This window comes from Desulfoluna spongiiphila (assembly GCF_900101345.1).
GTDB classification, from domain to species: Bacteria; Desulfobacterota; Desulfobacteria; order Desulfobacterales; family Desulfolunaceae; genus Desulfoluna; species Desulfoluna spongiiphila.
Window position 1 is genome coordinate 57,890 of sequence record NZ_FMUX01000005.1, and the last position, 25,127, is coordinate 83,016.

Genomic DNA, 25,127 nt, shown 5'->3' on the forward strand with positions numbered 1-25,127 from the left:
TATGCAAAACGATAGTGAACAAAAAGAGCGGCAGCGGTGGATGGGGATCCTTGCCCGGGCCCCCCTGGAGGCACTGGAATCGGTCTGGCAGACGGTGGCCGGCAAGCCGGGGTACACCTTTTTAAGGCGCCCGGAGACGGCAACGGTTATGGTCCGGGCCCGCACCGGGGGACAGGGGCGCCCGTTCAACTTCGGGGAGGTGCCTGTGACCCGCTGTGCGGTGCAGACGGACACCGGCTTCAGCGGGTGTGCTTATGTAAAGGGCACCCGGCGGCGCCATGCCGAGCTCGCCGCGGTCTTTGATGCGCTGCTTCAGGACAGGGCGGCCAGGAGCGAGGTGATGGCGCAGGTCATCGAGCCCCTGGCCGGGCAGCTGGCAGAGGAGAGGCGGCGTTCCTCTGAGAAGACGGACGCCACCCGAGTCGATTTTTTCACCATGGTAAGGGGAGAATAAATGCAGACAGCCATGAATTTAAACGAGATCGCCGAAGGGTTTGGCAACCCGTCCCTCGGGACCCAGAAGGTCTTCCGGCAGGTTCTGGAGGCCATGGCCCATCCGGGCCGCATCATCGAACTGGACGAGTGGGTTCCCGTGGAGGGGCTGGACGAGGCCACCACGGCCGTGGCCCTGACCCTTTTGGACTATGAAACCTCGTTGTGGACGGATCTTCCCAAGGGGGCATCGGCCCTTCAGTGGTTGACCTTTCATTGCGGCTCACCCATGGGAACCTCGGCTTCCGAGGCAGATTTTGCCCTCATCACCCGCCCGGAGGCCATGCCCAGACTGGAGGGCTTTTGCCTGGGCAGCGAAGGGACCCCCCACGACTCCACCACCCTGATCCTGCAGGTGGAGCAGCTGGAGGCGTGCAGGGGAAGACGGCTTACCGGTCCCGGCATCAAGGGCTCCTGCGACCTGGATGTGCAGGGGGTGCCCGGCCATTTCTGGAGCAGCCGGAAAGACGCCCGGGCCCTGTTCCCCATGGGAGTGGATATCCTCTTTGCCTGTAACAACAGAATCGCGGCCATGCCGCGGACAACCGATTGGGAAGAACTGGTATGTATGTAGCGGTAAAAGGGGGCGAGAAGGCCATCGAGAATGCCCACGGCCTTCTCGCCGAAGAGCGCAGGGGCGATGTGTCGGTGCCGGAGCTGACCGTTGACCAGATTGAGCAGCAGATGGGGCTTGCCGTGGACCGGGTGATGAACGAAGGGGCGCTTTACGACAGGCGTCTTGCCGCCATCGCTGTCAAGCAGGCCCAGGGGGACCTCCCGGAGGCGGTGTTTCTCCTGAGGGCATACCGGACCACGCTTCCGCGTATCGGATTTTCCCTTCCCATGGAGACCTCCGCCATGCACCTGAGGCGGCGGATCTCCGCCACCTTCAAAGACCTGCCCGGCGGCCAGATGCTCGGGCCCACCTACGATTACACCCATCGCCTTCTGGATTTTTCCTTGGAGCGGCCCCGGGCACAGGAACCCGGTGGGGGGGACAAAGGCCCCAAGCCTCCAGGGGAGGAGACCCCGTGCCCTCGGGTGTCGGATCTCCTGGCAGCCGAAGGGATCATGGCCGCTGAAGAGACGGGCGTCGGAGATGAGGTCCCCGGGGACCTCACGCGCCAGCCCCTGAAGGTCCCGGCGGAGCGGCCCGTGCGGTTGCAGAACCTGGCGCGGGGGGACGAAGGATTTCTCCTCTCCATGGCCTATTCGGCCCAGCGGGGGTTCGGCACCTCGGATCACCCCTTTGCAGGGGAGATCCGCATGGGCGAGGTGAGTTTGGAGATGGTCCCCGAAGAACTCGGGTTCCCCGTGGTGATCGGCGAGATCACCGTCACCGAGTGCGTTATGATCACCCCGCCGGGTCCCTCGAAGCAGGGGGAGGCCCCCGTCCTGACCCAGGGATACGGCCTTGCCTTCGGGCGTTCGGAGCGCAAGGCCATGGCCATGGCCATCGTGGACCGCACCCTCTGCAGCCGGGAGCTGGGGGAGAAGGTTGCGTATCCCGCCCAGGACGAGGAGTTTGTCCTCTGCCACAGTGACAGCCTCGAAGCCTCGGGGTTTGTGCAGCACCTTAAACTACCCCATTACGTAGATTTTCAATCCGAGCTGGTGCTCTTGAGAGACCTCAGGAACGACCACAGAGAAGGACACAGGACCTGCGATGCAATCCCAAACTGAGACGACGTCAACGAAGCCGGGAGAGAATGCCCCTTTGGAGGGGTACAACTACGCGTTTCTCGATGAGCAGACCAAGCGGATGATCCGCCGCAGCCTGCTGAAAGCGGTGGCGATACCGGGATTCCAGGTGCCCTTCGGCAGCCGGGAGATCCCCCTGCCTTACGGGTGGGGCACCGGTGGCATTCAGATCACCGCGTCCATCATCGGCCCCGACGACACCCTGAAGGTTATCGATCAGGGGGCCGACGACACCACCAACGCAGTGAGCATCCGCCGGTTTTTTTCCAGGACCGCCGGGGTGACCACCACCACCCGCACGGACGAGGCCACGGTGATCCAGACCCGCCATCGCATCCCGGAGACACCCCTTGCCGAAGGGCAGGTCATGGTCTACCAGGTGCCCCTGCCCGAGCCCCTGGTGTTCATCGAGCCGAGTCTTTCAGAAACCGAAAAGATGCATGCCCTCATGGAGTACGGGGTGATGCAGGTGAAGCTCTACGAGGACATCGCCAAGCACGACCGCATCATGACAGGGTTTGATTACCCCGTGCAGGTGGCCGGCCGGTACGTCATGAGCCCGTCCCCCATCCCCAAGTTCGACAATCCCAAGATGGACGGCATGCCGGCCCTTCAGCTCTTCGGTGCCGGGCGGGAGAAGAGGATCTACGCCGTGCCCCCGTACACGGAGGTCAAGAGCCTGGATTTTGAGGATTACCCCTTTGAGGTGGAGTCCTGGGAGATGCGCTGCGCCCTGTGTGGGGCCGCTGAGAGCTACCTGGATGAGATCATCACAGACGATAAGGGGGGGAAGATGTATGTCTGTTCCGACACCGATTATTGCCGTCGGCGCAGGGAAGGGGGACACGATGGCAACTGATGCGCTCTTGACGGTTACAAACCTGTGTAAGACCTACGGACCCCAGCTGGGATGCGAGGGCATCAGCTTTACCATGCACCCCGGAGAGGTGCTGGGCATCGTGGGGGAGTCGGGCTCGGGCAAGTCAACCCTGCTGGGCTGCGTGTCGGGGCAGCTCCCGGCCACCTCAGGGGAGGTGGTCTACCGCGCCGCCTGCGGAGAGGTGGACATGAACCGGTCCCCGGAGCAGCTTGTGCGCCGGGTGATCCGCACGGAAATGGGCATCGTGCACCAGAATCCGAGGGACGGCCTGCGCATGCACGTCAGCGCCGGGGGAAACATCGGCGAACGCCTCATGGCCAACGGCGAGAGACACTACGGCGGAATCCGCCGCAAGGCCATGGACTGGCTGGAACGGGTGGAGATCGATGCAGACCGCGTGGACGACACCCCCGCCCACTTTTCTGGCGGCATGCAGCAGCGCCTCCAGATCGCCCGGAACCTCATCACCAACCCGCGCCTCATTTTCATGGACGAGCCCACCAGTGGCCTGGACGTCTCGGTGCAGGCCAGGGTCCTCGATATCATGCGAAACCTTGTCACACAGCTCTCCCTGTCCATGGTCATCGTTACCCACGACCTGGCCGTGGCACGGCTCCTGGCCCACCGCCTCCTGGTGATGCGGGCCGGACGCGTGGTGGAAGAGGGGCTCACGGACCAGATCCTCGACGACCCCCAGCACCCCTACACCCAGCTGCTGGTCTCCTCGATTTTGTCCCATTGATCTGCCACGTTGGTTGAACCACCGAGGGCTCAGAGAAAAAAAGCAAAAGCATGCCTCCGGCGGAAAGGTGTGCCACCTTGAAAGCAGGTCGCGAATGCGCTTTCCCCTTCGTTCCTCAGGGAAAATCACATTCGCCTTTGAGTCAGATTAAACCGAATCTGTTTTTAAAATCTGTTTATTAAATCCGTCGTTTTAAAATCAGGCGAAAGTTTAGCCCCCGGCAGCGCCGCCGGAGGCAGCTTTAATCGCACTGCCGCCGGAGACTTTTTTTTGAAAGGCATCTTTGGCCGGGCTGTGCCCGCCACCCAGGGTGCGCAGGCATACGCTGCGGGAAAAATACAGGGAGTTTATCTATGGAATGGGTTGTTAATATTGAAAAAATCAGGAAAAATTTTTGCCTTCATACCCAGGGAAACGTGACGATCCCCGTACTCGATGAGGTGAATCTGACCCTTGCGCCGGGGGAGGCCGTGGTCCTTGTGGGACCTTCCGGGGCGGGTAAAAGCACCCTGTTGAAACTCATCTACGGGAACTACCGGATGGAGACGGGGCGGGTGTGGGTTCGCCACGGGGAGCGATCCGTGGAGATGGGAGGGCTCTCGCCCATGGAGGTGATTGACGTGCGGAACAAGACCATAGGGTATGTCAGCCAGTTTTTGCGGGTGATCCCCAGGGTGTCGGCATTGGACGTGGTGATGGAGCCCATGCTGGGGCGGGGCGTCCCCGCAGACCTTGCCGGGCAGCGGGCGAAAACCCTCCTTGAGCGGTTGCGGATCCCCGAGCGTCTCTGGGATCTGTCCCCCACCACCTTTTCCGGGGGCGAGCAGCAGCGCATCAACATCGCCCGGGGCTTTGCCGTGCCCTACCCGGTGATGCTCCTGGACGAGCCCACCGCCTCCCTGGACCCGGACAACACGCAAACCGTCTGTGACCTCATGGAAGAGGCCAGGCAGAGCGGCACCGCTTTTCTGGGGATTTTTCACGACGAGGGCGTTCGGCAGCAGGTGGCCACGCGCAGCCTTCCCATGGCCCCAGGTTCGCAAATGCTCCGTCCCTTCGTGCCTCAGGAACGTCACATTTGCTGACGGGCTGCGCCCGTGATCAGTAGACGTTATGGTAAGGTCTTATGTGCTGGGCGAAGCCCGAGGCGAAGGCCCTTGCGCTTTTTCCTGAGGAACGAAGGGGAAAGCGCAAGGGCAATCAGCTTTCGAGGTGGCTCACCTCGCCGCCGGAGGCTTTTTGGGTTTTAAGCCGCTTTTTCCCGGTTCTGGATGCAGGAGTTGCCGTCCAGGGTGAAGCACTGGCCGCAGGAGGTGCAGCGGGGTTTGACGGTCTTGTCGGCCTGCCATTTGTTGATGAGGTCGGGCTCGCAGAGCAGGGGCCGGGAGAAAGAGAAGCAGGCGATGTCGGTGTCGGCCAGGAGCTGCTCCATGGTGTCCACCGAGCGGTTGCCGCCCACGAGGATGACCGGGGCGCTGACGGCCTCGGCAATGACCCTGGCGTATTCGCTGAAATAGGAGTCCTGTGCGGGAAGAGTCACCTCGTAGGTGGTCTCTTTTTCTGTTTTGGGGGCTCGGAATACGGGCCCGCCGCTGATTTCGATGCCGGCAATGCCCATGGCGTCGAGTTTTTTGCACAGGGCCAGGCACTCTTCAAAGGTGAATCCCTTGGTCCCCATGAAGTCCGAGCAGTTGAGCTTGATGAGGATGGGGAAATCCGGGGTGGTTTTTTTGCGGATGTTCTCGAAGATGTCGAAAAGGATGCGGGCCCTTTTTTCACTGGTCCCGCCGAAGACGTCCTCCCGCTGGTTGAAGAAGGGGGAGAGGAACTGGTTGAGAAGGTAGCCGTGACCGGCGTGCATCTCCACACCGTCGAAACCGCTCTCCATGGCACGCCTGGCGGCATCGCCGAAGGCTTCGATGAGGGTCTGGATGTCCAGGGGGGTCATCTCCTTGGGGGTGACCCCGGAGATTTTGTTGGTCACCGCAGACGGACCCCAGATTTCCCTGCTTTCGGTGTCGAACCAGGTGAAAGAGCCCCCGTAGACAAGCTGGAGGAAGATCTTGCTGCCGTTGTCGTGCACCATGTCGGTGAGGGGCTTGTAGGAGTCCACGAAGGAGTCGTCGTAGGCGCCGAACATCTTGGGATTGGGCTGTTCATCCTTCAGGACAAAGGCGTAACCGGTGATGATGGCAGAGGCACCTCCCCTGGCGAGGTCTCTGTACAGGGCCATGACCTCATCGTTGATGTGGCCGGACGCGTCTGCGATGCCTTCCCAGGTGGCGGCCCTTAGGCACCGGTTCTTCAGTTCAAGGTTGCCAAGGCGAATGGTGTCGAAAAGTTCCTTCATTGTACCTCCTGACATGTCGTGAGCACCTCGCCGGATTTCCCTGGTGTGCGAGGTGCGTGGGGTGACCTTGCTTTTTATTATGGTATCGATATGTTCCGGGTGTTTTCTCCCGGCGATTGGCTATATACTGAAACCCATGGTGGCTATAGCCCCTTGGCGTAATTATTTCAAGGTTTACTGAATTTTTCCTCATGTGAAAACGGTCTCGACCGTGGGGAGGACCGATATGCAAGAGCTGCCCCTTGCAGGGGATGCAGACGTCGAGGTTATCCTGAAGTGGGTCAGTGAGGATGCCTGCCACATTGAGCGGATGTTCATTCCCATGATGAATTTCTGGCGGGACATCATTCCGGATGCCCTCTGCCGGCAGATGGAAGGCTGGAAAGCAGGGGAGACCCTTCGTCACGCCTTTGAACCCGGTGAGTTGCTCCCGGTGAGATCCGAGGCGCTGGTGAAGACCCTTCCCCGGTACCAGGTGTCTCCACCCCCTGCAAGCCATCCCTTTGGTCTTGCCCCGGGGTTTTTCCTGCCCCGGGGGCTTGCCTCAAGGGCCCTTGGGGTCTTTCCCCAGGATATACGGCCCATGCAGGTCCTTGGGGTCACCGAGACCCAGGTGACCCTGGACCTGAACCACCCGTTGGCCGGACTGGCCCTGGACCTTGGCATGCGGCATTATGGCGTCGAGGAGTCGAACCGTTCCATGGCGGGGCGTTGCCGGGAGGTTGCGGAAGCCGTCACCGGGGACGGGCCCGGTATGCAGGCGCTTTTTCAAGCCCCCGACGCCTGTGTTGACGGGACCCCGCTTCAGCGGCCTGTCGGTGTGGATGATTCCTTGTTTTATGCCTCGCCCCGCCTGGTGCAGCATCTGGACGCCGAAGCAGAGCGACAGGTCCGGGCCCTTTACGGTCGGCTGCTGTGCGATAACTCGGATGTCCTGGATCTCATGGCGTCCTGGGATTCCCACCTGCCGGACTCCTTGAGTGCCTGTCGGGTTACGGGGTTGGGAATGAACGGAGAGGAGCTTGAGCGAAACCCCTTGCTTACGAGCCGAACCCTCCATGATCTCAACGCACAGCCGGTGCTCCCCTACGACGACAAGGCCTTTCACGCCGTGGTGTGCACCGCTTCGGTGGAGTATGCCATCCATCCCGTGGCACTTTTCAATGAGGTGGCCCGGATTCTCAAGCCCGGGGGCCTGTTTGTGCTGACCTTTGCCGATCGCTGGTTCCCGCCCAAGGTTACCCAGCCCTGGTCTGACATGCACCCCTTTGAGCGCATGGGGCTTGTCCTTGAGTACTTTCGGGCTTCGGGCGAATTCACCGAGTATCACACCGAAAGCCGGAGAGGGTGGCCAAGGCCTCCGGCAGATGCCTACTTTCCTCGGAAAAGGGAGGCGGATCCCCTGCAGGCCGTGTGGGCAAGGCGACGGCCCGCACCAGGGGACAGGACCGAACTCGGTCGGTGATGCCATGGGGGCATAACAGCACTCCTTTCGAGGGAGGCTGAATAAGGATTGAAAAAAGTAGTATTGTTGATGTCGTTTTCATGCAAGGGATTTGAATCACTATATCGTGTGTGACGTCATTGCTGTTTATGCTTTTCAGGGTTCCGGTGTGAGGAATTTTATCAATCCCCTTGCGGAAAGTAATTTTGCTGGTGTATAGTAGCAAATCAATAACTTCAGAGGCCCCTTGCCCGGATCGTTCACGACGCCCGCAGGGGTAGAAAAGCGGGCATAAAACCGTGTACTACATGTTGTATTTTAGACATCCCTACATGTTTCATGGCAACGGGCCGTAATAACAATTTTACTGCTCTGGCCCGGTCTTTTTCATGAAATATCCCGGTTAGGCAGGTCTTCGGGCCATCCCCCTGCACATCGATATACAAAAAAAATAGTACAGTCGTATAATTTTAATGATGCCGGCCTGCTGCTGGTCCCGGCCCGTCGGTGATGCCGCCGGGGACACCCCTTACCCACCATGACGCAGGCAGGCGTGGACAACTCGTCGAGGCGTATTCGCGATTTCCGGAATCGAGCTGAATCACTCTGAACACCTTGTGCGAAAGGAAGCCATGAAGGAGTCCACTTTATTTAAGTCTGTATTCAATGCCACCCCGATCATCATCGGAATTCTCTCCTGTGACGGTACCTTCATCCATTACAACGAGTCGTTTAAAAAAGTCTCCGGCTATGGGGATGACGAGCTGAAAAATATGTCCATCCGGGACATCATCGCACCGGATGATTATGAGGAAGTGACGAAGAACTTCACCTCCCTGGTTCGCGGCGAACTGGATTCCTTCCGCGTGACCCGCAAATTTATCTGCAAGCATGGCGCCGTGTTCTGGGCCGATGTCTCCTCATCGACCATCTGCGGGCACGACGGTCAGGTGGCGGCGGTGACGTGCACTGCCTTTGACATGACCAGCCAAAACAACATGGAGGTGGCTTTAAGGGACCGCAACGAGAACATGGAAAAGCTCTTTGAGAAAAAGGGCGATGCGGTGGTGGTGCTGGATGAGGAGATGAGGATCATCCGAGTCAACCGGATCTTTGAGGAGATCTCCGGGTATTCCGGCGCGGAGGTGGGGCGTACCCGTTGCCTGTCGGAGTTGATCCACAAGGAGGATGTGGGCAAACTGATGCGGTACCACCGGCAGCGCCGGGAACACCCGGGCGGGGTGCCCGAAGCATACGGCTGCAGGATGATTGACAGCACCGGAGCGGTGCATGAGCATCGCGTGAAGGTCTCCATGATACCGGGCACGGGCCGGAGCCTTGTGGCCATCAAGGACTGCATGCCCAAGGAGTCCGCAGGTCGGGGAGGGGGGAAAAAGGACGAGACCTTTCGCTTGATCGCTGAGAACTCGACGGATGTCGTCTTTATCACCGACCTTGACCTTGCCGTGACCTATGTGAGCCCTTCGGTGAGGCGGGTCACCGGGTACAGCCAGGAGGAGTTCAAGCTCCTGAAGCTGCAAGAGTTTTTTTCTGAGGATTCCTATGGCCGGGCCAAGCAGATGTTAAAGGAAGGGCTCCTCGGCGGGTACAACGCCCAGGTGCCCCTGACCACCGAGTACAAGTGCCTGCACAAGGACGGTACCAGTCGGTGGATCGAAACCATTACCAAGCTTATTCTCAGCGAGTACGGTCACCCTGTGGGAATTACCGGGGCTTCCCGGGATATCACGGAGAGAAAACGGGCCGAAGAGGCCCTCAGGCGGAGTGAAATCAAATACCGCATGCTCACCGAGGAGATCAAGGATGTGGTCTTCGGTCTGACGCCTGATCTGTGCATCGATTACATCAGCCCTGTGGTTGCAGAGTTCAGCGGCTATTTGCCGGAGGAGATGAACCATACCCACATTTCAACCTATCTGATGAACCCCCAGGAGCTGGACACGGCGACGGTGCTCCTGGAACAGGCCTTCTCCGGAAACGCCACCTCCACCACCTATGACTTCCGGTTTCGCGCCAAGGATCGCCCTGACTTTTACGTGGAGGTCTCCTGCAATCCCATTTACGAGGGAGGCAAGGTCATCCTTCTGCAGTGCGTTGCCCGGGATGTCACCCAGCGCAAGCAGGCCGAAGTCGCCCTCAAAGAGAGGGAGCAGCAGCTTAGTGTCGAGAACATTTACCTGAAACGCTCCATTCAGAAAAGCGAGCGTTTCGGCAATATTATCGGCAAAAGCGAGGCCATGCAGCGGGTCTACGAACTCATCATTCAGGCGGCGTCATCCCCTGCCAATGTGGTGATTTCAGGGGAGTCGGGCACGGGAAAAGAGCTTGCGGCGCGGGCCATTCACGACATGAGCCCCAGGGCCGACAAGCCCTTTGTCCCCGTAAACTGCGGGGCCATTCCGGACACCATCATCGAAAGCGAGTTCTTCGGGTACAAGAAGGGGGCCTTCACCGGGGCCGTGTGCGACAAGGCGGGATTTCTCGACCTTGCCGACGGGGGGACGCTTTTTCTTGATGAGGTGGGAGAGATCGGGCTCAACATGCAGGTCAAGCTCCTGCGGGCCCTTGAGGGGGGAGGGTACACCCCCATCGGCAGCAATCAGGTGAAGCATTCGGTGTTTTCCATCGTGGCAGCCACGAACCGGGACCTCACCGACCTGGTGCGAACCCGGAACATGCGCGAGGATTTTTTCTTTCGCATCCATGTCATTCCCATCCGGCTGCCCCCGTTGCGTCAACGGGCCGAAGACATCCCCCTTTTGATCGATCATTTTTTCATGAAGGCGGGAACCGACAAGCCCCTGCCCCGGATCTCCTCCAAAATCCGGCGGGCGTTCATGGGGTACAGCTGGCCGGGCAACGTGCGGGAGCTTCAGAATGTCCTCAATCGATTTCTTGCCCTGAACAAGGTGGACTTTACCGGGCTCCCCGGCGGAGAGGCTTCCATGCCCCCCGGCAGGGCCCTGGGGAATGTTTCGGCAGGCGGCGATTCCTGCACGTTGGCGTCCCAGGTGGAGCGGTTTGAAAAAGAGATCATTCAGAGTCATTTGAACAGGTACCAGTGGAACCGGAGCCGGGTGGCCCAGGTCTTGAAAATTGATCGAAAAACCCTGGCATCAAAGATCAAGAAGTTCAAGATAGCTCCCGTGGATGAGGAATAATTCCCCAATTTAAGGAATATCTCCTCGTGTAGTACAAAACGATATAAAAAGAGCTGGTTATACTGACTTTTGAAAAGGGTGGGGAACAATTCCCCGCCCTTTTTCTGTTTTGTCCCGGAGGTGCCGTTTCCGTTTACGCCTTGTCTCATGAGCGATGCCTCATAACTGGCGTGTACTGGCACGCTATGTGCAGTAATCTGAGCAATTATCCGGGCCCCCGAACCCGTCCACCGGCAGGTACCGATTCCATGCTTTTCTTAAATGTCTTGATACACCCTTCGTTTTGGCTTTGCGAGCCGCCGTTAAGAAACGTCTCTTTTTGATCCGGTCATACCCGGGGGCCACCCCGGCAACAGACGTTAGGTCGTACGGTTTCATTGTGAGTAAACCCGGTCATCCCACGGGATTAACATAACGTGTTGCGTCGATGGCACCCGGGCAGGATTGCCGTGGGGTGCCCGGGTGTTTCTGCCCTGCGTCGTCGACCAAGCCTTTAGAAAGACAACCCATACAACGTGAATCCGAAGGAGGAGTGCATGAAAAAGAATGTCCTGTGGCACCTGGTGCTGGCCCTGTTCGTTTTTTTTGTTTCGCCGGTTTTCGCAGATGGTGCCGGAACGGAGGCCGTGCCCGAGTGGCTGGAGTCGGCAAGCAAGGTGGCGTCTCCGGCCAATGTGGTGGCCAGCCCCGGACGCTTTGAAAACCTGGTGAGGATCCAGTGGGACCCCGTGGCGAAAGCCACCGGGTACAGTGTGTTCAGGGCCCGCAACGTGGCAGGACCCTATTATCCCATCAGCCCTGTCCTTAAAGAGCCGACCTTTGACGACACCAAGGCCGATGTGGGGAAATACTACTGGTACAAAATCATCGCCTGGAAATACATCTTTTTCAGCGCGGCCAGTGAGCCCGCCAACGGGTGGGCGGCCCTTTTCATGCCGAGCGGTGAAGAGACAACCGTGGAGCTTTTGACCCGGGTGATTATGGATATTCCCCATTTCATGCGGATCAAGGAGGCCGCCTCCAGGGTGGAGGAGACCCTGCCCGAGCCCATGGACACCGATGCGTACCTTCCCACGGGGGAGGAGATTTTCTCCTATGTGGAGCAGGTGTGCGCAACCGAGCATCGCAGGATCGGTTCGCCGGAAGCCAGGATCGCAGAAGAGTATATTATAGGAGAAATGTCGGCGATCCTGGGGGCGGCCAATGTGGGGGTCGAAGAGGTGGAGTGTGATGTCTACAAGGCCGACTCCTGGGCGCTTCAAGTGGAAGAGGACGGTGTGACGACGGAGTTCCCTGCCTTTTACACGGTGAACACCGGCATTGTTTACGGGGAGAAACCCAACGGAGGCTCCGTTACAGGTCCCATGGTCTGGGCCGGTGAGGGCACCCCGGAAGAGTTCGACAAGCTCGGGAACATCCAGGGCAAGATTGTCGTGGCCCAGTGCCCCTTCCCCTCATTTCCCGTGGGGCTTATTCAGATGCTTTACGACGACGGGTATTACACCTCGGACCCCACCGGATCCTTTAACCTGCTGACCACCCAGGCCCTGACCTTTGTGCGCAGCAACTTCCCGGCGGAATACACCGAGGAGAAACGACCCAACTCGGTGTACTGGCTCGCCAGCGATCGAGGAGCAGCAGGCCTTGTGCTGGTGCTCAAGGACCACCCCTTTGACATCAACACCCATTGGGGGCCCTACGCCGGAAAGATGAAGTCCATGCCCTGCATGTATGTCTCACATTACATGAACGATAGCATCCAGGCCGTGGCCCAGGCCGGGGGAGACGCCTCCCTGACCATCACCGGCACCCTGGAACCGGGCTACGGGCGCAATATTTTCGGGATTTTACCGGGTAAATCCGAGGAGACCATCATCATCAGCACCCATCACGACTCCGCTTTTAAAGGGGCCACAGAGGACGGCACCGGGGTGGGCATGGTCCTTGCCATGGCCGAGACCTGGGCCCAGGTTCCCCTGGAGGACCGTGAGAAGACCCTTCTGTTTATCACCACAACGGGGCATTTCTACGGCGGCAAGGGTTCTCGTTTTTTTGCCCATACCCATGCGGAAGACCTGTTGAAAAACGCCATTCTGGATATCAACCTCGAACACCTGGCAGCCAGAAATTACGTGGATGACGGGCAGGGCAACGGGGTGTTTGACGGTGAGCAGGCCCTCTCCATTGTCTTTGTCAACGAAGACTACCACGCCATTGCCACGGCCGCCCGGATGATGAAACGAACCCAGCCGGAGCGGACCCTGTTGATCCCCTCCACCCTTCTGGGCCCGGTACCCCCGGGAGAGGCGGGCCACTACCACATGTATACAGGGGTCGATTTTATTCACTGGATCGGCCAGCCCTACTACCTTCTGACCTCCGACGACACGCTGGACAAGGTCGATGTGTCCCAGCTTTACCCCCTTGCCAGGGGGATTTCAGGGATGATCGGCACGTATATGAAGATGGATTGATGGGGGCAGGGGCTGCCGGAGTGCCTTGACGGGCTTCGGCAGCCCCTTTGCCCGGTGATTTGCGCTGCGGGTGCACGCTGCGCATCGACACAAGACTCCCTGCGGCACCTTTGCGGCCGGACTCAAGGGGTGCTGCGACGCCTTCATTCAAACCACAGGAGAGCCATACCATGACAGAATCCGAAGAGTTCGCACTTTACTTGAAATCCACCTTTTTTATTGATTGCGATTGCATTGAAATCGCGGACTACGCCCGGGAGGCATGCCGGGGGGCCTACACCGACCGGGAGAAAGCCATCCGCCTCTTTTACGCTGTCCGTGACGATATCAAGTACGACCTGTTTGGCTATGAGATCAACCCCCTGTACATGAAGGCGAGCAATATTTTGAAGAAGGCAAGCGGCTACTGCGTGTCCAAGGGGCTGGTCCTGTGCGCCACGGCAAGGGCCGTCGGTATTCCTGCCCGCATGGGGTTTGCCGACCTCGTCAACCACCAGAATCCCGGAAAAATCGATGAGTTGCTCCAGACCAACGTGTTTGCCTTCCACGGCTTTACCGAGCTTTATCTGGAAGGGCTCTGGGTCAGGGCCACCCCCTCCTTTGACCGGGCGCTGTGTGAAAAATTGGGGTACTACATTCCTGAATTTGACGGCATCCGTGACACCACCTACCCGGCCTATACCCTGAATGGCGAAAAGCACATGGAGTATGTGCATTATTACGGAAGCTTTCCCGATCTTCCCGTGTACGCCCTCCTTGACTCCGTGAAGAAGCATTACCCCCATTTTTTCACCGACGGCATGGACGTGACGGTGGACAGCCTGGTGGAAGGCATCGGGCTTGATATCCAGGAGGTGGCTCCCGAAAAGAATTTACTCTGTATTCCTCCGAGGGCGGCGTAAAAAGTCCCGGAGGGCACACCGGTTTCCGCAGGTGCCAACGCGTTTCGGAGACCAACGACTGACAACCGCACCAACTTTTATCCGAGGCCCTTATGCTTTTAACGGAACAGGAAAGAAGAATGCTTGGGGGAGAGTTCGGCCCCGGAGTTCAGAAGGCCCTGTCGTTTCTCGTGGAATATGGGGAGGCCTTTGACGCCCAGCGGCTGGTCCGTGTGGACAGCGCCCATATCCTGCCGGATCCCGTGTACATGCTCCAGGAGTTGATCGAAGGGGTCGACGCCGTGGGGACCCTGTCCACCATCCATTCCCTTTCCCCCCTTGCCGCGCGGTGGGTAAAGGAGCTCGGGCTCCGGGAGGACTCCGCAGGGCCCGTGATCCAGGACACGGTGAAGGCCGTGGAACTCTACAAGGGGCTCGGTTGCTTCATGACCTTGAGCTGTGCGCCCTATGTGATGGGGAACTTGATGAAAAAGGACAACGTCTTTTCCTGGGCGGGGTCTTCCGGCATCATCATCAACAACTCGTTGTTCGGGGCCCGGGGAAACCGGGATTCGGGCATAGCCATGACCTGCTCTGCCATCACGGGGCGCACACCGGAGATCGGCCGTATCCGAAAGGAAGAGCGGTATGCCGAGGTGGTGGTGAGGTTCCAGAAGATGGATACGGCGGGGCTCTCCGAGGCCGAGCTGGGGGCCATCGGCTACCACATCGGGGAATTGGCCGAGACGCGGAATGTGGTTGTGGACGGACTCCCCCCTTCCATCCCCTTTGAGAAACTGAAGTACCTGCTCTCCCCCATGCCTGTGTCCGGGGCGGTGAGTCTCTGCCACTTGGCAGGGATCACGCCGGAAGCCCCGACCCTTGAGGCGACCCTGGGCAATCGGAAACCCGAGATGGAATTGACCCTTTCGCCCTTTGAGTTGAGGGATGCCGCATCCAAACTCTGTCATTACACCAGCCCGGAGGTGGAGGTGGTGGTTCTGGGGTGCCCCCATCTGACCATGCGGGAGGTCAGGGAGATCTCCATGCTTCTGGACGGCAAACGGGTGGCCGACGGGGTGCGGCTGGTCCTGGCGACCAACGAGGGGGTTCTCCAACTGTGCCGTCGCATGGGCTATGCTGACACCATCGAGAAGGCCGGTGGCCTTATCATCACCGATTCATGCATCGCTGTGTTTCCCTTTGCCCACATGAAGGAGCCTGTGTCCCGGGTGGCGACCAACTCGGCCCGCTGCGCCCATTACCTGCTTCGCGGGGGGGTAGGCGAGGTGGCGGGGGGCAAGGTGATGGATACGTATTACGGCAGCACCGGTCAGTGTATCGATGCGGCCTTGACCGGAACATGGGAGGAACGATGAACATCAAAGGCCATACCATCAAAGATGGATGTGTGGAAGGGGAGGCGCTGGTCCTGACCATGCCGTTCTCCTTTCTGGGGGATTTTGACCTTACCACCGGCAGGATCAATGATCTGCACGACCAGGCCGGAGCCAGTATTTCCGGTAAGATTCTTGTCTTTCCCTCGGGGCGGGGCTCCACCACCGGGGCTCTCATCGGGTTTTACGCCTGCCTTTTCAAGACAGGCCCTTTGGGGATGATCGTACGGGAGGCAGAGCCCGTCATCGCCATTACAGCCGTCATGAACAATATCCCCATGATGGATCGCCTGGATATCGACCCCCTGGCCGTGATCCGTACCGGAGACTGGGTCCGGCTGGATGCCAGCAACCGGGTGGTGGCGGTGGAGAAAAAGATGGCGTTGAGGGAGGCGGGGTAAGGGCAGGGAAAACAGGGGAATAGGAAATAGTGAATAGTGAATAGGGGAACGGGGTGCCTTAGTTATCGTTTCGGCCATCAGGGTGTTCTTGATGACACCGTCCCAAGGGCCGATAGCGCCGTAGGGTGCACTCCGTGCACCGTGTTCGGGTCACCCGGGGTTTTGGTTTTACCGAGGCGTTCGGACCATGACGGGCTTTGATTTTTCGTGCACGGAATGCTCCATGGGAATCGGCTCTTTGCAGGTCGCGGCCCAAACGATGATCAAGGCCGAATCGTGAATAGGGGGGATCGTCAGTTTGGGTTGGTGGAAATACAGAATGCTACAGTGGTTTGCCGGAATGCCGCTGTGATTTACCCCGAGAAACGAGGGGTAAAGCGCAGCGGCAAGCAGTTTTCAAGGTGGCTTACCTTGCTGTCGGGTCAGTTTTTCATGGCTTCAGCAGGCGCCAGGCGATGCCCTGGGCCAGCACGGCCACGGCCAGGGAGAGGAGAAAGGCCTCTGCCATGGGAAGCCCTGGGAGCATCCGGCTCAGGGCGATGCAGAAGGCGGCAAAGGAGTATAGCCCGAAGACCATGCCGCGCAGGAGCCTTACCACGTAGCCTGTTCCCTGTTTGCGGTGGGAGAAGACGGCGAGGATGGATCCCATCACCGGAAAGGTGGCGGCGATGCCGCTTGCCCGGGGGCCGATGGTGGATGAGGCCCAGGTAACGGCCAGCACCAGAACCACGGCTGCCACCATTCGGTACACAAGTTCATGGGGGTGAGAGACAACCGCCGACGCCTTTGGGGAGGTCGTTGGAAACATCCCCGGGGAGAACCAGAGCACGGCCAGGATGAGGGGAAGCCCGATGCCGAGGGGGGGGAACCAGGCCAGGAGGAGAAGGGCCGAAAGGGTATAGGCCAGAAGGGCCAGACCAAGGGATACCGGCCAGGCAAAGCGCGTGGCGCTCCAGGCATAGGCCAGGTAAAAGGTGACAAAGGCCAGGACCCCCGACAGGGTTCCCAGTGCGGCGTTGCCTGCAAAGGCGGGACCGTGCTCCAGGGCAAGGAACAGCAAGATGGGGCCGGAGATCACCGGGAAGGCGGAGAGCCAGCCGGCAACCAGGGCACCCCAGCGTTTTCCGGCATAGGTGACGGCTGCGATAATACCCGGGGTGAGGATGAGTTTGAGGCCGAGGGAGGATGGCATAGCGATACCTGCATGGTGGCCGGTTTAACGGCCGGAAAAGGGGGAATACCGGCCCGTGGGCCTTTGCCTAGGGGGTTGGGCCTTCGGCAGGTATGGCTTCAAGGGGGACGGGAGGCACGCTTCGCCTGGGTGAGGGAACCGTCAGCCGGAGATGGCCTCCTTATCTCATCCTTTACGGGCTTTCATGATGTGGACTTACGACACTTTGACCCGCGGATCAAGGGCAGAGTGACAGGATAAAAAAAGAACTGTTCGCTATCGGATGCGGGGGGGAACATGGGCGTTCCGGGGGGGTAGAGGGCTGCCGTGCTTTCGGGTCGATCTCTTTTGTCTGGTAACAATGTTTCGTGGTGAGTACATAATACCTTGACGTGGCCGCTGCTATGCATTTACGTTAACGTGAGGTTTAGCTTTGAGGCCAACAGATGCGTTTCATGTGAACATATGGATTTCCGAAAGGATGAACATCATGAACAAGGTCACGCGAGTCGGTATTGTGGGAGCGGGGATGATGGGGGCTGAAATCGCCCTGTGCTGTGCGCGGAGCGGGATGGACGTCATCTTGAAAGAGGTGAGCCAGGAGCTTGCGGACAAGGGCAAGGTGGCGGTGAACTCGATTCTGTCACGGGCGGTGGGAAAAGGCAGGATGGATGAGGCGGAAAAAGAGAATATCCTTGCCCGCATCGAAGCCACGGACATGTACGACGGGTTTGACGAGGTGGACCTCGTCATCGAGGCGATCCTTGAGGTCTCCGGTACCAAACAGAAGCTTTTTGAAGAGCTGGATGTCCTGTGCAAGCCCGAGTGTGTTTTTGCCTCCAACACCTCGTCCATTTCCATTACCAAGCTTGCCGCTGCGGCACGCCCCGATCGGTTCGTGGGGCTCCACTTTTTCTCCCCGGCCTCGGTGATGAAATTGGTGGAGGTGATCCCCGGGCTTCTCACCTCCCCGGGTACCGCAGCGTTTGCCATGGAATTCTGCAGGGCCATCGGCAAAGAACCGGTGAAGGTGAAAAACGTCGAGGGCTTTGTGGTGAACCGGATCCTCCTGGCCCTGATGAACGAAGCCTACCGGCTCCTGGACGAAGGGGTCGCCACCAAAGAGGACATCGACACGGCATGCCGCTTAGGGCTCGGCCACCCCGTGGGCCCCTTTCGCCTGAGCGACAACGTCAGCCTGGATCTTCTCGACAAGGTCCATACCATCCTCACCGACGCCTACGGCGACCGTTTCAAGACCCCCGGGATTTTCCGCGAACACATAGACGCGGGGCGCGTGGGCCGCAAGGCCGGTAAGGGGTGGTACGACTATTGATCAGGCAGGCCGCTTAAAGATGCCTCCGGCGGCCCTGCCGGGGGCCAAACTTTTGAAAAGTTGGACAAACAGCTATGTGACAGGATGCCCTCACAAGGCATTGAATGAAAGGCGAATGAGATTTGCCCTGAGGCACGAAGGGGAAAGCGCATTTGCAACCTGCTTTCAAGGTGGCACACCTTGCCGCCGGAGGCTTTTTTCCATGCACTTTAACCATAGCAGACGAACCGAATCCGTACTGCGGTATTGACACCCTCTCCACAATCAAGAAGAATACCTTCTGAAATCGAAACCCCTTGTAGGAGACACATGCATTTATACGCCATACGACTTCTTGCCCCGCCTCCTCCACAGACATCCTGAAGATTCATTATGTCTGTAGAGTGAGTGGCGATGGCTCCTGATCGGCCCGGTATCCGGGTGTGATTAAGAGAACGGGAGCCGTGCGTGGAATCGGTGCCCCGGCCATCTGTCCACTCTGAGTGTGGACTTTCCGCTGATATGTCGGCGGATAAGGAGGATGGTATGGCTCGATTTCAATCGGCTGTTTCGTTGAATGTCTCTGTGTTTTTTCTTATGGTGGGCGTTGGCCTCACCGTTTCATTGCTTCCCGCCAGAATGGCTGCCCTGTCCGGATCGTTTTCCGACGTGGGGTGCCTTGCCTCATGTTTTGCCCTGCCCTTTGTCTTGCTTCAGGTTCCCATGGGATCCCTTGCCGACCGCTACGGTTACAAGGCGTTTCTTGCGGCCGGGTATATCGTCTGCGGTCTTTCGGCGTTGGCTTACTGCCTGGCCGAAACCCCTGACATTCTTTATATGGGAAGGGTCCTTCAGGGGGTGGGCGAGGTGCCCATCTGGGCCCTGGCTCCGGCGCTGCTCTCCGTGGACTGGCCCGAAGGCAGAGGGAAGGTTCTGGGCATGTACAACGCGTCCATGCACCTGGGGCTCACGGCCGGTGGGCTTCTGGGGCTCATTTTCTGTGACTGCTGGGACGGCAGCGGGGCCTTTTGGGTTCTTGCTGCAACCGGTCTTGCGGGCGGGGTCCTTGTGATGACGTGTGCCGGGGAAAAGGCGGGGGGCAAGGAGTCCGGGGTCGAGGGCTGGGACCTGAAAACGGCAGGTGTCCTCATGGTCAGGCGGGAGACCCGGGCTGTGTTTTCCGGCATTGTTCTTTACGGGTGCGGTTACGGCGTCTTTCTGACGGTCATTCCCATGTCCCTTATTGCGGGCCGGGGGGCAGGGGAGCAGGCTGTTTCGCTTTTTTTTGTTTTGTTTTATGTTGCCGTCAGCCTGTCTCAGCTTATGGGCGGTGCCCTGTCCGACAAGGCCGGGCGAGTGGCGACCATGACCCTGGGGCTTACCATGGCCGGGATCTGTCTTCCCGTTGCCGTTTGGGCAAGGGGGCTTGCCCTTTTAAGTGGTCTGGCCATGGCGGGGTTCGGGCTTGGGATTTTCTGCGTATCGGCCATGGCCGCCTTGAGCGAATCCGTGCCGGTATCACGGCGGGGAACCATTTCCGGTGCGTTTTATCTGGCCTGGGGGGCGGGGTACTTTGTGGGCCCGATACTTCTGGGAACGGTCTCGGACCACGGCGGGTTCGGACCCGGGCTGCTCGTTTTTTCCGTGCTGCTCCTGGGCAATGCCGGTGTGCTGGCAGCCTTTTCCGGGCGCATCAGGGCCGTGGCCTGATCGCTTTTTTGTGTGCAACCGGCCCCCATGGGGCATCAATTTTCTATATCGTAAAGGAGTACCCAATGAATCCACAGGCATTATCTACCTGTTTCTGCACGCCGGACGTTGACGCATGCCGCATGTTCTACCGAAAACATTTTGCAGCTTCCATTGCCTTTGATTGCGGCTGGTACCTGAGTCTCCGGTTTGGAAAAGAGGGCCCCACCGTTCAGTTTATGGAGCCCCGGGAAGACATGCCGGTGTTCGGCGGTGCCGGGGTGGTCCTGAACTTCAAGGTGGAGGATGTGGATGCCGAGCATGCGCGATTGACGGGGGAAGGGCTTGCCACCGTGAGGCCCCTTGAAGATCATCCCTGGGGAGATCGCGGGTTTTCCGTGGTCGATCCCATCGGAAACGCCCTTTACATCTATTCGGACATCGAACCCACGGAGGAGTACAAGGCGTATTACAGGGAGTAGGCTTAGCCCGGATATTTCATGAGAAAACAACCATTCCAAAGGAAAATAATATGATTTTTGATAGCTACAATAAAAATGTCAGCTATTTTGAAAATGCAAAATGTAAATCAGCGTTTACTGTTTGATTTTCTCACCCTTCGGGCGAGCCGAGTGCACCCATCTTCTGCGTTATCAGAGCTTTGAGGTAAACCACTACATCTGCAGCTCTGATGCCTTGAATATGGGTGCACTCGACTCGTGAAATATCCGGGTTAGGGACGGGACAACAAAAAAACATACAAACGCGATGCCTCCGGCGGCAAGGTGAGCCACCTGGAAAGCTGTTTGCCGCTGGGCTTTAACCCTCGTCTCTCGGGTTAAAGCCCAGCGGCATTCATGAGTGGTTTGTATCTTTATTTCGTGTCTGAGCCCTTACCCCCTGTTGTGGTGTTTCCGATGCCCTGTCAGAGCTTTGAGATAAACCACTACACGTGAAGTATTCGGGTAAGCATTGGTTCCTTATGGCCCCAGGCGGTAGAACCGTCCTGGGGTCATGGCACCGGCCAGCTCGTCAAGGCGCCCTTTGAGGGCCTTGATTTCGTCGAAGTCCTGGGTGCGAAGGAAGGCGTAGGCCATGGCGGCCCGGAAGCCGGACACGCAGAAGGTGATGATGAACTTGTCCCGGGGGAGCTCATCCACCCGGTCGGGGAGTTCATGCAAGGGGATGTGACGGGCAAAGGAGAAGGCCAGGTGGTCTTTCTCCTCGCGGGTGCGTACATCCAGAAAGAGGAAGTGGTCGTTGCTGATGAAGTTCGCGGCGTCGTCCACGGTGATGCCGTACTCCCCTGCTACGAGAAATTCAATGTCCATTTCCCGAAGCACATCGGCAAGGCTGGGGGCGGCGAACAGATCGTCTGGGGTCATGGGCTCCTCATGTTATAAGCGTGGCTGTTTGGTGGGTACGTCGGTCTATATTTTGTACCATTTTATGGAGTTCAGGGAAATGGGGCTGGCCTCCAGGGCGTCGATGATCGCAAAGGATCGCTTGTCCACGTTTCCACGGGATGAGAGCTGAAGTCCCAGGGTGAGCCGGGTGACTCCGGTGTCGTAATCTTTCATGAGCTCTGTGGAGATGACCCTGAGCCCGTTTGCTTTCATCACCTCCACGGCCCGCTCGGGTTTTTCGCCTTCGGGCAGGGAGAGGGTCAGGTTGCGGTACACATCCTTTTTGTAGAATTTTTCAACGTAGTTGAGCACCGACAGGGAGAAGAGGGCAATGGCCGTTGTGGCCAGGGAGAGGATGTAAAGCCCGGCCCCTGCCGCCATGCCGATGGCGCAGGTGATCCACAGGCAGGCTGCCGTGGTGAGCCCCCTGACGGACAGGCCGTCCTTGATGATGGCCCCGGCCCCTAAAAAGCCGATGCCCGTGACGATCTGTGCGGCGATGCGCCCGGGGTCGGTGACCCCTTGAAAGGCCTCGGGTTTGAGGACGCCGAAGGTGGAGACCGCCGTGGAAAGCGTCATGAACACAGCGGACCCGGCACAGACCAGCAGGTGGGTCCGAAGCCCTGCCTCCCGCCCGTGGATGTCCCGTTCCAGCCCGAGCAGCCCGCCCAGGGCGGCGGCTGTCAGGATTCGTATGATATAAGGCAATGACTCGTTCCACATGTCCAGCATCGGTATTCCTTTTTTTGTCTGCATCGATTTTAAGCGGGAAAACTTTTATTATATTCCAATTTCGTAAACGAGGGTACTTCTTTTTCGCATATTTCAGTCAAAGCGGCTGCGGCCGCCTGGAGGGTGCGTGCGTGTGGGGAAGGGGCATCGCGTTGATTGCCCTTGTGTTCGGAACATGGCTGGAGGACTCTCGGATATCCCGGTGAATTAGGGGGTTGCCTGTTTCTGTGATGGCGGCAAGGCCCATGGCCCTTGCCAGGGGAGAACCGGTTGGCGGGGGCTTTTTCGTCTGTTTTTGCGCGATTGCAATTCAGGGTGATTCGTACTATATTCCGCACCGAAAATGGAACGTATGAATGAGCGGGAACGGCAACACCCAAGCACATACACGCACGAACGGGACGGCATGGTCGCCACGCCCCGGGGTCGTGCGTTTTTTTTGTTTTTTTGATACCACCGACGGGAAGCCGGTCCCTGAAAACTCACAAGGAGTGACGCGTGCTAAACACTATTATCAATCAGCTGAACGGCTTGATCTGGGGCTCTGTCCTCATTTATCTTTTGATCGGCGTGGGGATCTATTTTACCCTTCGCCTCGGATTTATCCAGTTTCGCCATTTCGGACACATGTTCTCCGTGCTTAAAAAGAGCCGTCAGGCGGACAGTGCCGGGATTTCATCTTTTCAGGCCCTGTGTACCAGCCTGGCCGCCCGGGTTGGAACCGGCAATCTTGCCGGCGTAGCCGTGGCCCTGACCCTGGGAGGACCCGGTGCCATCTTCTGGATGTGGCTGGTGGCCCTGGTGGGGATGTCCAGCGCCTTTGCCGAGAGTACCCTGGCCCAGCTTTACAAGACCCGTGACGACGCCGGCAATTACCGCGGCGGACCCGCCTATTATATGGAGAAAGGCCTTGGGATGCGCTGGATGGGGGTTCTCTTCTCCATCTTTCTCATCATCTCCTTCGGCCTGGTGTTCAACGCGGTGCAGGCAAACTCCATCGCCCAGGCCATGGATGTCGCCTTCGGTGTGTCGCCCGTGGTGATGGGTGGGATCCTCGTGGTCCTTTCGGGGATCGTGATTTTCGGAGGCCTGCGCACCATCGCACGGGTGGCAGAACTTATTGTTCCCTTCATGGCCGTTGCTTACCTGATTCTGGCCCTCTTTGTGGTGGGCTCCCAGATCGAAAAGCTCCCGGCGGTGATCTCATTGATCATCAACAGCGCCTTCGGATGGGACAAAGCGGTTTCCGGTGCCCTGGGATACACCGTGGCCCAGGCCATGATGAACGGCATCAAAAGGGGACTCTTCTCAAACGAGGCGGGCCTTGGCTCGGCCCCCAATGCCGCGGCCTCCGCCACTCCTTATCCTCCCCACCCCGCCTCCCAGGGGTATGTCCAGATGCTTGGCGTCTTTGCCGACACCCTGGTGATCTGTACGGCCACGGCTGCCGTGATCCTCGTCTCCGGCGCTCTGGAGTCAAACTCCGGCATGAGCGGCATTGAGTTGACCCAAAAGGCCCTGTCGTCAAGCGTGGGCAACTGGGGCAACGCCTTTGTGGCCGTGGCGATTTTCTTTTTCGCCTTTACCTCGGTCATCGCCAACTACTCCTACGCCGAGACCAACCTGATCTTCCTTGAGCGAAACCATCCCGGCGGGCTGACGGTGTTCCGTTTTCTCGTTTTGGGCATGGTGATGTTCGGCGCCGTGGCCGAGTTGCCCATCGTCTGGTCCATGGCGGATCTCTCCATGGGGTTCATGGCCCTGACAAACCTCGTTGCCATTGTGCTCCTGTCCGGGGTGGTGGTGAAGCTGGCAAAAGATTACAACGACCAGCTCAAAGACGGCAAGCTCCCCACCTTTGACGCCAACGCGTACCCTGAGCTTCGGGACCAGCTGGAACCGGGCATCTGGGACGGACGCAGCGACAAGTGATTGACCCGCCGGCCCTTTCCCCGTGTTGGTGGAACGGGCCGTTCCTGACGCACCCTGCGATGCTCTGGCTCCCTTTTGACAAGGGATCTGTGGCTTCGCGGGGTGTGAGATTTTCCTCATTTTCTCTCGCCTTCTTTTCTTCTTCTCTGTAAAATCCGTTTCAAGGAATTGGCTTTTTTTGCATAGCATGGGCCTTTCCGGAACCCGTGGGCTGCTTACTTTTTTTGGGGGGTATTGTTGTCGGGTCTTGCCTGGATGAATATTGCCCGGCTGAAGCTGGCGCCCGGTGAGCGGATTCGTGAACAGACGATCGCCGACGGGCTGGGGGTGAGTCGCTCTTCCATTCGCGAGGCCATCCGTATTCTCGAAAAAAAGGGCTGGTGGAGATCGTGCCTCGGTGCGGGGCGCGGGTGAGCCCGATTACCAAGGCAGTGATCGAGGGGTACGCCGATGTCCTCCAGGTCCTCTACGGCCTGGTGGTGCGCCGCTGAATCGAACGGTGCGGTGAGTCTCACCGCATGCAGCTGATCTATGTCTACGAGCGGATGGTGGGTGCGGCGGAACAGGGCGATGTAAAGGGCGTTTATGACGCGATCTTCGCTTTTGCCGCCATCGGGCTGGAGACCGCTGAAAATCCGGTTCTTGAAAAGGCCCTCCTGGACCTGCTTCCCACTATGCAGCGCTTGCAGTACATCTCCCTGGTTACGGGACGAAACACCCTCCTTGGAACGTTACCCTGCTATAAAACCATTATCGACTGCCTTGAGGCCCGTGATGTCGAGGGCGGCGCTCGGGCCATGAAGGCCTATGTGGCGGCAGAAAAGCCCTATGCTTTAGCGTCCCCTGGGTCGCCGGTTTCTTTGAGGCTTGCTTGAAGAGGAAAGGGGGGGGCGGTTCTTGGTTTATTTCAAAAATTTAGAAGGTTGGCGTCCTGGGCG

The 25,127-nt window shown here is 58.7% G+C and carries 22 protein-coding genes; 18 read left to right on the forward strand and 4 right to left on the reverse strand.

From position 1 onward, the window contains the following. Position 1: 1 nt before the first annotated feature. The 6 genes from phnG to phnL all read left to right on the forward strand — a co-directional run bounded on the left by phnG (position 2) and on the right by phnL (position 4,900). Positions 2–454, forward strand: a complete 453-nt coding sequence (gene phnG, locus BLQ12_RS08550; RefSeq protein WP_092210228.1) for a phosphonate C-P lyase system protein PhnG — start codon at positions 2–4, stop codon at positions 452–454. Next, entirely contained in the window at positions 455–1,066 is a 612-nt protein-coding gene (gene phnH / locus BLQ12_RS08555; RefSeq protein ID WP_092210229.1) for a phosphonate C-P lyase system protein PhnH, read from the forward strand. Then, positions 1,057–2,175, forward strand: a complete 1,119-nt coding sequence (locus BLQ12_RS08560) for a carbon-phosphorus lyase complex subunit (RefSeq protein WP_092210230.1) — start codon at positions 1,057–1,059, stop codon at positions 2,173–2,175. Before phnH ends, BLQ12_RS08560 begins: the two co-directional genes overlap by 10 nt. Further along, positions 2,159–3,052 carry an alpha-D-ribose 1-methylphosphonate 5-phosphate C-P-lyase PhnJ gene (locus BLQ12_RS08565; RefSeq protein ID WP_092210231.1) on the forward strand — a complete coding sequence of 298 codons (894 nt, stop codon included), beginning with the start codon at positions 2,159–2,161 and terminating at the stop codon, positions 3,050–3,052. The genes BLQ12_RS08560 and BLQ12_RS08565 overlap by 17 nt, the downstream gene beginning before the upstream one ends. Further along, a complete protein-coding gene (gene phnK / locus BLQ12_RS08570; RefSeq protein WP_092210232.1) occupies positions 3,042–3,815 on the forward strand; it encodes a phosphonate C-P lyase system protein PhnK in 774 nt (257 codons plus the stop codon). The genes BLQ12_RS08565 and phnK overlap by 11 nt, the downstream gene beginning before the upstream one ends. Positions 3,816–4,168: 353 nt before the next feature. Next, complete coding sequence (phnL, locus tag BLQ12_RS08575; RefSeq protein ID WP_092210233.1) at positions 4,169–4,900, forward strand: phosphonate C-P lyase system protein PhnL; 732 nt, start codon at positions 4,169–4,171, stop codon at positions 4,898–4,900. 161 nt (positions 4,901–5,061) lie between these two features. Here the strand turns inward: phnL and BLQ12_RS08580 are convergent, their stop codons facing one another. Then, complete coding sequence (locus BLQ12_RS08580; protein ID WP_092210234.1) at positions 5,062–6,165, reverse strand: NADH:flavin oxidoreductase; 1,104 nt, start codon at positions 6,163–6,165, stop codon at positions 5,062–5,064. A 226-nt stretch (positions 6,166–6,391) separates the two neighbouring features. On the opposite strand from BLQ12_RS08580, the gene BLQ12_RS08585 reads away from it, so the two are divergent. The 6 genes from BLQ12_RS08585 to BLQ12_RS08610 all read left to right on the forward strand — a co-directional run bounded on the left by BLQ12_RS08585 (position 6,392) and on the right by BLQ12_RS08610 (position 15,944). Further along, on the forward strand, positions 6,392–7,630 hold the full coding sequence (locus BLQ12_RS08585) for a methyltransferase domain-containing protein (RefSeq protein WP_092210235.1): 1,239 nt from the start codon (positions 6,392–6,394) through the stop codon (positions 7,628–7,630). Between the two features lie 611 nt (positions 7,631–8,241). Then, complete coding sequence (locus BLQ12_RS08590) at positions 8,242–10,791, forward strand: sigma-54-dependent Fis family transcriptional regulator (RefSeq protein ID WP_092210236.1); 2,550 nt, start codon at positions 8,242–8,244, stop codon at positions 10,789–10,791. A 536-nt stretch (positions 10,792–11,327) separates the two neighbouring features. Further along, positions 11,328–13,265 (forward strand): M28 family peptidase, encoded by a 1,938-nt coding sequence (locus tag BLQ12_RS08595; RefSeq protein ID WP_092210237.1) that lies wholly within the window; start codon positions 11,328–11,330, stop codon positions 13,263–13,265. A gap of 170 nt (positions 13,266–13,435) precedes the next feature. Continuing rightward, complete coding sequence (locus BLQ12_RS08600; protein ID WP_092210238.1) at positions 13,436–14,167, forward strand: transglutaminase-like domain-containing protein; 732 nt, start codon at positions 13,436–13,438, stop codon at positions 14,165–14,167. A gap of 92 nt (positions 14,168–14,259) precedes the next feature. Further along, complete coding sequence (locus BLQ12_RS08605; RefSeq protein WP_092210239.1) at positions 14,260–15,525, forward strand: aconitase X; 1,266 nt, start codon at positions 14,260–14,262, stop codon at positions 15,523–15,525. Beyond that, the gene (locus tag BLQ12_RS08610) at positions 15,522–15,944 is read left to right on the forward strand and encodes an aconitase X swivel domain-containing protein (RefSeq protein WP_175469593.1); all 423 of its coding nucleotides are present in this window, start codon (positions 15,522–15,524) and stop codon (positions 15,942–15,944) included. The genes BLQ12_RS08605 and BLQ12_RS08610 overlap by 4 nt, the downstream gene beginning before the upstream one ends. 430 nt (positions 15,945–16,374) lie before the next feature. Here the strand turns inward: BLQ12_RS08610 and BLQ12_RS08615 are convergent, their stop codons facing one another. Then, a complete protein-coding gene (locus tag BLQ12_RS08615) occupies positions 16,375–17,136 on the reverse strand; it encodes a hypothetical protein (protein WP_092210241.1) in 762 nt (253 codons plus the stop codon). 469 nt (positions 17,137–17,605) lie between these two features. On the opposite strand from BLQ12_RS08615, the gene BLQ12_RS08620 reads away from it, so the two are divergent. The 3 genes from BLQ12_RS08620 to BLQ12_RS08630 all read left to right on the forward strand — a co-directional run bounded on the left by BLQ12_RS08620 (position 17,606) and on the right by BLQ12_RS08630 (position 20,601). Next, positions 17,606–18,451, forward strand: a complete 846-nt coding sequence (locus BLQ12_RS08620; RefSeq protein ID WP_092210429.1) for a 3-hydroxyacyl-CoA dehydrogenase family protein — start codon at positions 17,606–17,608, stop codon at positions 18,449–18,451. A gap of 525 nt (positions 18,452–18,976) precedes the next feature. Beyond that, complete coding sequence (locus tag BLQ12_RS08625) at positions 18,977–20,140, forward strand: MFS transporter (RefSeq protein WP_175469594.1); 1,164 nt, start codon at positions 18,977–18,979, stop codon at positions 20,138–20,140. A 65-nt stretch (positions 20,141–20,205) separates the two neighbouring features. Beyond that, entirely contained in the window at positions 20,206–20,601 is a 396-nt protein-coding gene (locus BLQ12_RS08630; RefSeq protein ID WP_092210243.1) for a VOC family protein, read from the forward strand. 498 nt (positions 20,602–21,099) lie between these two features. Here the strand turns inward: BLQ12_RS08630 and BLQ12_RS08635 are convergent, their stop codons facing one another. Both BLQ12_RS08635 and BLQ12_RS08640 read right to left on the reverse strand, forming a co-directional pair. Beyond that, on the reverse strand, positions 21,100–21,504 hold the full coding sequence (locus BLQ12_RS08635) for a rhodanese-like domain-containing protein (RefSeq protein ID WP_092210244.1): 405 nt from the start codon (positions 21,502–21,504) through the stop codon (positions 21,100–21,102). 45 nt (positions 21,505–21,549) lie between these two features. Beyond that, on the reverse strand, positions 21,550–22,257 hold the full coding sequence (locus tag BLQ12_RS08640; protein ID WP_175469595.1) for an MgtC/SapB family protein: 708 nt from the start codon (positions 22,255–22,257) through the stop codon (positions 21,550–21,552). A gap of 498 nt (positions 22,258–22,755) precedes the next feature. Here BLQ12_RS08640 and BLQ12_RS08645 point away from each other — a divergent pair, with 498 nt between their 5' ends. From BLQ12_RS08645 to BLQ12_RS08655, 3 genes are all read left to right on the forward strand, one after another. Then, positions 22,756–24,189 (forward strand): alanine/glycine:cation symporter family protein, encoded by a 1,434-nt coding sequence (locus BLQ12_RS08645; RefSeq protein WP_092210246.1) that lies wholly within the window; start codon positions 22,756–22,758, stop codon positions 24,187–24,189. 255 nt (positions 24,190–24,444) lie between these two features. Further along, the gene (locus BLQ12_RS28315) at positions 24,445–24,603 is read left to right on the forward strand and encodes a GntR family transcriptional regulator (protein WP_139163925.1); all 159 of its coding nucleotides are present in this window, start codon (positions 24,445–24,447) and stop codon (positions 24,601–24,603) included. A 77-nt stretch (positions 24,604–24,680) separates the two neighbouring features. Then, complete coding sequence (locus BLQ12_RS08655) at positions 24,681–25,064, forward strand: FCD domain-containing protein (RefSeq protein ID WP_302846765.1); 384 nt, start codon at positions 24,681–24,683, stop codon at positions 25,062–25,064. Positions 25,065–25,127 lie beyond the last annotated feature (63 nt).